The organism is Paenibacillus sp. SEL3 (genome assembly GCF_054602585.1).
This window is the reverse complement of record NZ_CM137725.1, coordinates 2315733-2322287: the sequence shown is the minus strand read 5'-3', so window position 1 is coordinate 2322287 and position 6555 is coordinate 2315733. Positions and strand designations below refer to the sequence as shown.

General features: G+C 42.6%; 5 protein-coding genes and 1 pseudogene. 3 read left to right on the top strand and 3 right to left on the bottom strand.

Going from position 1 to position 6555, the window contains the following annotated elements:
• Nucleotides 1-168: 168 nt before the first annotated feature.
• A pseudogene (locus tag ACYCS5_RS10930) lies at nt 169-602 on the bottom strand (DinB family protein); the annotation flags it as partial.
• A gap of 552 nt (nt 603-1154) precedes the next feature.
• Nucleotides 1155-1709 (bottom strand): GNAT family N-acetyltransferase, encoded by a 555-nt coding sequence (locus tag ACYCS5_RS10925; RefSeq protein ID WP_165149533.1) that lies wholly within the window; start codon nt 1707-1709, stop codon nt 1155-1157.
• Between the two features lie 415 nt (nt 1710-2124).
• On the opposite strand from ACYCS5_RS10925, the gene ACYCS5_RS10920 reads away from it, so the two are divergent.
• Nucleotides 2125-2379: a hypothetical protein gene (locus ACYCS5_RS10920; RefSeq protein WP_459761037.1), complete on the top strand. Its 255-nt coding sequence runs from the start codon at nt 2125-2127 to the stop codon at nt 2377-2379.
• Between the two features lie 460 nt (nt 2380-2839).
• Here the strand turns inward: ACYCS5_RS10920 and bglS are convergent, their stop codons facing one another.
• Nucleotides 2840-3553, bottom strand: coding sequence for a beta-glucanase (bglS, locus tag ACYCS5_RS10915; RefSeq protein ID WP_459761036.1), 714 nt, complete (start codon nt 3551-3553; stop codon nt 2840-2842).
• A 382-nt stretch (nt 3554-3935) separates the two neighbouring features.
• Here bglS and ACYCS5_RS10910 point away from each other — a divergent pair, with 382 nt between their 5' ends.
• Together ACYCS5_RS10910 and ACYCS5_RS10905 are read left to right on the top strand one after the other, a co-directional pair.
• Nucleotides 3936-5282 (top strand): cellulase family glycosylhydrolase, encoded by a 1347-nt coding sequence (locus ACYCS5_RS10910; protein ID WP_459761035.1) that lies wholly within the window; start codon nt 3936-3938, stop codon nt 5280-5282.
• A 178-nt stretch (nt 5283-5460) separates the two neighbouring features.
• Nucleotides 5461-6438 carry a LacI family DNA-binding transcriptional regulator gene (locus ACYCS5_RS10905; RefSeq protein ID WP_039273857.1) on the top strand — a complete coding sequence of 326 codons (978 nt, stop codon included), beginning with the start codon at nt 5461-5463 and terminating at the stop codon, nt 6436-6438.
• Nucleotides 6439-6555 lie beyond the last annotated feature (117 nt).

The following is a 6555-nucleotide window of genomic DNA, read 5'->3' as shown; positions in this document are numbered from 1 at the left end:
TGTAGACTGGAGTTGCTGATTTTACGCGATTGTCCATTTCAAAGGTCGTCAGCTTTTGAGAAATATGTTTTAGACTGATCCGACAAATGCAACCGCGGCAGATAAGGACGCGAAAATAAAATCCTAGACTGGCCGCTGTTGTGGTCAACATTCAACTATCGTGTCCTGTTACCCTAATAACTCTGCAGTTTGTAAGAAAGCGTCTAGCCGCTCCTTTTGAAGAAGATGATGACGGTAATGCATCTCCACCATCGTGAACCATTCGACCGCGTTTAACGCGCCGAAGGCTACGGCCGGATGAGTCGCCTTTCGCTGCAGCCGCTCTGGGTCTATGTTCTGTAGCGATGCCCCAATCTCATGCATGCGGCGCCCTGCTTCCTCCAGCTTGGCGACAAGCTGCTCCTTGCTCTCTGGCGAGGAGGCGTATATTGCAAGTCGGCCGGTACCTGAATGCGAACCGGTGGGAAGCTCCCTTGCTCAAACACGGCATGGCCGCCCTCCTCGCTGCCGCCACCGAGCGCCATGTACTGCTCCGCAAGACGGAGCTGCAAGTTCAGCGTGGAATGAGGCAGATGCAGGTACATTTGCCCAAGCGACCATTCGAGGGTTCAAGAAAAAAGCATATTCGTAGTTTATATCTTTAATACTTTATTTCCCAGTCTAAGACTATATTTTCTAATTACACCGGCCGCCTTCGCTAGCGCGCCGATCGCAAAGCTGGACTTCATTCCGGAGCGCAACTGCAGCCGCGCATGCGGGCCACACGTCGCCAGTCTATAACTTTATTATTCAGTCTAGTTCTTTATTGTTTAGTTTAAAACCTTATTATTCGCTAACAATTGACAATGAAGAAGTAGTACAACTTCTTATTATTTGTATAAATACGCATTTTTAGAGTTGCGTATATTCTCATAAAATTCGAAAAATTAGGGTGGACCGAATAACTTCGAGTCAATGAGTTCTCACTAATTATGAAAATGATCGTTGAATTATCATCAGCAGATTGCAAAGCCGTTTTGGGGTAGCTAAACCAGACCCTATATCGAAACCTAAAACCAAACGGCGACTTTTCCCTGGAATCCACTGGAGAGAAGTCGCCGTATTTGTTATGGAACGTTTTTTTAGTTTTAAAAATGAGATTAATCTATTGTTCTTTATTTCTGATTAGCACGTTGTGAGAGCCACTCTTTTTTCAGTAATGCATATTGATACGTATTCTCGTATTTCGGCGTGCCGTCTTCATATTTAACAAATGAAACGAATTCCATGAAGCAGCCTTCCTGGCGAAAGCCCAGTTTTTCACACAGCTTTTGGGAACGGAAGTTATCGTCCTCGACATAGGCGTACAGTCTTCTTACTTCCTGTTGCGTAAAGAGATATTCTATGAAGGCGTTGGCGCTCTCACTTGCGTACCCTTTCCCTTCAAATCTGGCATTAAAATTCCATCCAATACCATATGTATCCGAATCTCGTTCTTCCTTCATACCGAACAGCTCTCCAATCAGTTCGTTGCTGTCTTTCAGGCAGACCGCGATATGGGAGTCGTCACTGCTTCTTTTTTCGACCTCCAATGTAGCTTCCTCCAACGTCGAAATCTGGTGGTCCATAAAGCAGTTAACTCTTGGATTAGCTGTATACTCCAACAATCCGGCAGCGTCGGTTGCGATAAAATTCCGCAGGATCAATCGGTTGGTTTCAAGTGTTTGCATGAATATACCTCCAGTTGTTATTTAAATAGATGGCTTCATTCTGTAAGATCCTTTTATTCTATCAGAAACCGCTTTTCAATCGTAAACAACTGTCAGCGGACAATAAAGTTGCGTACTAAATATTAATGAAACATAATAAAAGACACTTTTAGTAAAATTAAAAGCCTGATGAACAAGTGTCATCAGGCTTTGTTAAAATCAGGACGGCTGCTTTGGTTTAAATAATAGAGAGCGATATTATGGTAAAGAAATATTAGAAAAGTTAAAGACAGGAGAACATATTGATAAGGATTAATTTGGAGAGACCATATATTATTTGTCTGTCACATGCTAACATCACTAAATGACAAAATCGTTGGAGATTTCTTAGAAGAGAATCAAACGGCATATTTTACTAAAAAATACAAGGAAATTCATGATCGTTACGAATGCCAAGCATAGATTTGCGGCAGGATTACCATGGAGAAACATTTCACTTTTGGAAAAAAAAAATTTAGATCAAGACAACACTCCGACGATCCCTAGAACAGATTACGTAGCGAATCCCAATGCTAAAACCTATGCAGTTGCAGTAGATCCTTCGGATGCTCATTTAGCTCATTTGAAAAAGCTAGGTATCTCTTATATTTTTGGAGGAAAAGAAAGTTTGAATTTCACTGTTGAAGGTTAATTGATGAGATTAGTTTAGTTTTAGTCCCGATAGTAGATGGTGCTTCTAACTCTTTGACGCTATTTGAAACGAGTGCTCATCTTCAAAAAACTAAGCCAGTAAATTTCTTTTTAAAGAGCGTAGAAAAACTGGACGATGGTGGGCTATGGATGAAGTAGGTGATAAATCCTTAAATAGGACTTGAGGCCATCAACTGTCCTCTTATTTGCTATGTTCAAGTTGGAGTGGCAGCCCTGATAGGCTGCCATTATTTTTCGTCCTTGGCTGTCGCTGTTATAACCCCTTGTTTTTCAAAAATGCCGACTTCACGGTAACCCATTTTTCGATACAGCATCTGACCGTCTTCAAACTAAAAGGCATGAGCCCGGTACAATACCTAGCTCATGCCCAACTGGTTGCATAAAAATATTTGTCTAACTTTAAGGGGGCACTTCATACAGGGCTGCTTTTTTACTATGGACTAATTGCTCGTGTATTTTACCCAATCGTATTCGGCGTATAGCGGATTCGCTCCATTATACGAACCTAGCCAGTCGTCAACGCCAGTGCCATTCCATAAATTCATCATAATCTTGCCTGGCGTGCTTGGTATGTTTGTAGTTGCCGTATGCTTTAGAACCCCGTCAACATACCACTTAATGTATCCTGGCTGCCAATCGAAAGCATAGGTGTGAAAGCCTCTTGATGCATCAAAGCCCAGATCAACAACCTTCTCGTGACCACCGACACCGTTTGTATAATAGTTGAATTGCACTTTTGTCGTGTCTTTGCCTAAAAATTCAATATCTATTTCATCCCATTGCGTGCCATCAGAAGGTCCCGTATACGTAAAAAAGGAAGATACGATCCCTGTATTTTTAGCAGGCTTCATACTGACCTCGTATAAGCCGTATCTGTAAGTGTTCGTCGATCGATACTCTCCGCAGTCAAATTTATTGTGCGCAGAACTTGTTAAGCCAAGCTTCATTTTGCCATCGTTCGTAAAATTGACATTATTGGCACGCCAAGTGCAATTAAACATGTTCCCATTGGAATATCCATCCGCCTTTTGCCATGCACCCGAATTGAAACCATTAAGTGGTTCCCAAAAAACATTCCCCGCATAAACGCTTACCGAAAAAAACAGAGAGACAATACCCGTGACCATTAAAGTGAACCAAGACTTCTTCTTCATTTTACACCTCCATAAAAGATTGACCAAACATGAAAGAAATGGCTGGTAATGATACATTATTTCAAGTATTGGCCATCTTACCGGACAAATATAAAACGCTTCCATATTTGGCACCTTTATTGTAGCTTGATATTGAGTCGTCCACAATAGCAAACTTAACGCTTGAGACATAATTTGAAAAAAACTAAATTTAATCAAGTTGTGGTTTAAAAATGTAAGTTATACAATTAGTTGTAATATATGCAAATAAACGTTATAATTTTCCATTAAGGGGGGGTGATTTTGCTATAGAATAGACTCAGGAAGCGGATCCACTACATGTTTATACCATTTTATTCTTTTAGCATAATAGTCAATTAATTTTTGAAGAGGAGGCCTTTCTTTGAAAAAATTAGGTATGGTATGTAAAATAGCTCTGATACTTGTATTCTTATTGCCTTTAACACCGGTCTTTGGCCAACATATAGATGCATGGTCAGGTATGCCTATGGGAAAGCTCCATGTCAGGGGCAATCAATTGGTGAACAGCAGCGGAAAACCTGTTGTTTTAAGTGGCTGGCATCAGCCGTCGGGGGCATACTGGACCTATCAAAATAGTAATTATTATCTCAATTTAAATGGTAACAATCGTCATGCAGCAATTTTGGCTTATTTGAAGGATATCACTGACACCTTTGCAGACACCAGACCGAAGTATGGAAGCAACCACGGCTGGTATATGAATCAGGTCCGATTGTTTATTGACCGCCAGGATATGGGAGATGTGGCCGCAGGGTCATACAATTTCTCAGGTTTACAAGCAGCTACACAAAATGTGATTATTCCATACATCAATTATGCGAAAACAAAGGGCATTTATGTTACCCTTGGTCTTGATTTCACTTTGGCTAACGACCAGGCTACAACACAATCCAATCTGGACAAATTCAATCAAATATGGGGGTATCTTGCCTCGCAGCCGGCTATTAATAGCGCGGATAACGTCATGTTTGAACTGATCAACGAGCCTATTAAGTCATATGCGAATGGGCATTGGGGAGGCTATCCTGGTGAAAATGATTTTGTTGACCATTGGAATGATCTGAGAAGATTCCAAAACTCTATCATTTCCACGATACGAAGTAAAGGAGCGGATAATGTCATCTGGGCTGCAGGACTTGGATACAACCAATTTTACAGCCCGGCGGCAAAACACCCGCTGATAGATCCATTGAACAACTACGGCTATGCTGTCCACTGGTATCCGGGCTACGGAGCGCATGATAACAAGGACAAGCTACAATCGCAATGGGATTCCAACATTAAGGCGGCAGCTCAAGCCTATCCAATAAATATCACAGAATTTACCTGGTTCAAAACACAGCCCGGCGATTCGGAGTACTGGAATTTGTTTAACGGCTCTAATAATGGATTTGGGCAAAACACGAAGTCCATTTTTACAGCAGCCGGTAATGTCAGCATGACCGCACACATGAATGGCTTTCTGCTGGAAGCTGGAGCAAGGAGTTCATTTGCGGACCCAACAGCCGGGTTAAAGTGGGATGGCGATAACCGACGTCAGGCGATGGCCCGCTTCTTGTTTGACTGGTACTATGAGCGTGCACGGACCTATCCGAGAGCACTACTCCAGAACAGTGAATCAGCAACGGATAATCTGCCTGCGGATGCACCGACTGATGTGCTTACAGATACATACATTAATGCACCGACGGACGCACAATCAGAATGATGTTAATACTTTCAGCTACCGACAGCCTTTCCAATTGGATAGGCTGTCGTATTATCTTATAGAAATGACTAGTGCAAGATTGACGGCCATTATGAGGCCTTCCGTTATGTAAAGTTGTTGAAATGATGGGGAGAGAGTATAGTTTGTATGTATTTATTTTGTACGGGAAGAGGTTAATATGGCGACAATTCATGATGTAGCATTAAAAGCGGGCGTGTCGGTCACTACCGTATCGCGTGTAATGAATAACCGGGGATATATCAGCGAAACTACACGCAAAAAAGTGTTCGACGCAATGGAGGAACTTAATTATCAACCCAATGAAATAGCACGATCTCTGCTACGTAAGCAGTCCAATATTATTGGCCTTATTATTCCCAATGTCTCGCATCCTTTCTTCAGTGAGCTTGCCAATCAGGTTGAGTATTTCGCCTATCAGTATGGCTGCAAGGTCCTGCTGTGCAATTCACATATGGATCCCGTGAAAGAGAAAGTGTATATTGATATGTTGAAGCGGAACCGGGTGGATGGCATCATTATGGGTAGCCATACATTAGAAGTAGAAGAGTACCGACATTTGAATTCACCGATCGTGACGTTTGATAGGCAGATTGACCCGTATATTCCTTACATATCCTCGGATAATTATCGCGGAGGCGAGCTGGCTACGGAGCTGCTCATTCGCAAAGGCTGCCGGAAAATTGCCCATATCTGCGGAAATCTGGAGCTGAACATGCTGTCCAATGAGCGGACCAAAGCATTCCGGGATGTGGTGGGTAAGCATAATGTCCAGCATGTGATTGTTCAAACAGACTTGAATGTGTTCGACCAGAAGGAGTACGAGCGGATCATTTCAAAACTCGTTCATGAACATCCGGATGTGGATGGGGTATTCGCAACAAGTGATATTATTGCTGCTTTCGCGCTGAAGGAATATATTCGCGCTGGAAGGCATGTGCCAGAGAATGTGCGTATTGTAGGCTTCGATGATGTAAGCGTTGCTTCCTGGCTGACGCCAGAACTTACATCGGTAAGACAGCCGATTGCAGAGATCGGCAGGCTGGCGGTCGAGCTGATCCGCAGGCAGGCGGAGGGGGAGCAGGTACAACCTGTCAATCTGTTGCCTGTTGAACTAATTGAGCGTGCAACGACCTGAATGAAAATCTGTTCCTCTAACAAGGGGAACAGATTTTTTTTAGTACATGCTAAGGGAATAACATGTCAAACGATTGACACAGGTTAAACCTTTGACATATAATCCGTTTGTAAGCGT

Excerpts from the sequence above, each read along its gene's own strand:
- ACYCS5_RS10925 (WP_165149533.1), bottom strand. The coding sequence starts at position 1,709 with ATGCAAACACTTGAAACCAACCGATTGATCCTGCGGAATTTTATCGCA.
- ACYCS5_RS10920 (WP_459761037.1), top strand. The coding sequence starts at position 2,125 with ATGATCGTTACGAATGCCAAGCATAGATTTGCGGCAGGATTACCATGG.
- bglS (WP_459761036.1), bottom strand. The coding sequence starts at position 3,553 with ATGAAGAAGAAGTCTTGGTTCACTTTAATGGTCACGGGTATTGTCTCT.
- ACYCS5_RS10905 (WP_039273857.1), top strand. The coding sequence starts at position 5,461 with ATGGCGACAATTCATGATGTAGCATTAAAAGCGGGCGTGTCGGTCACT.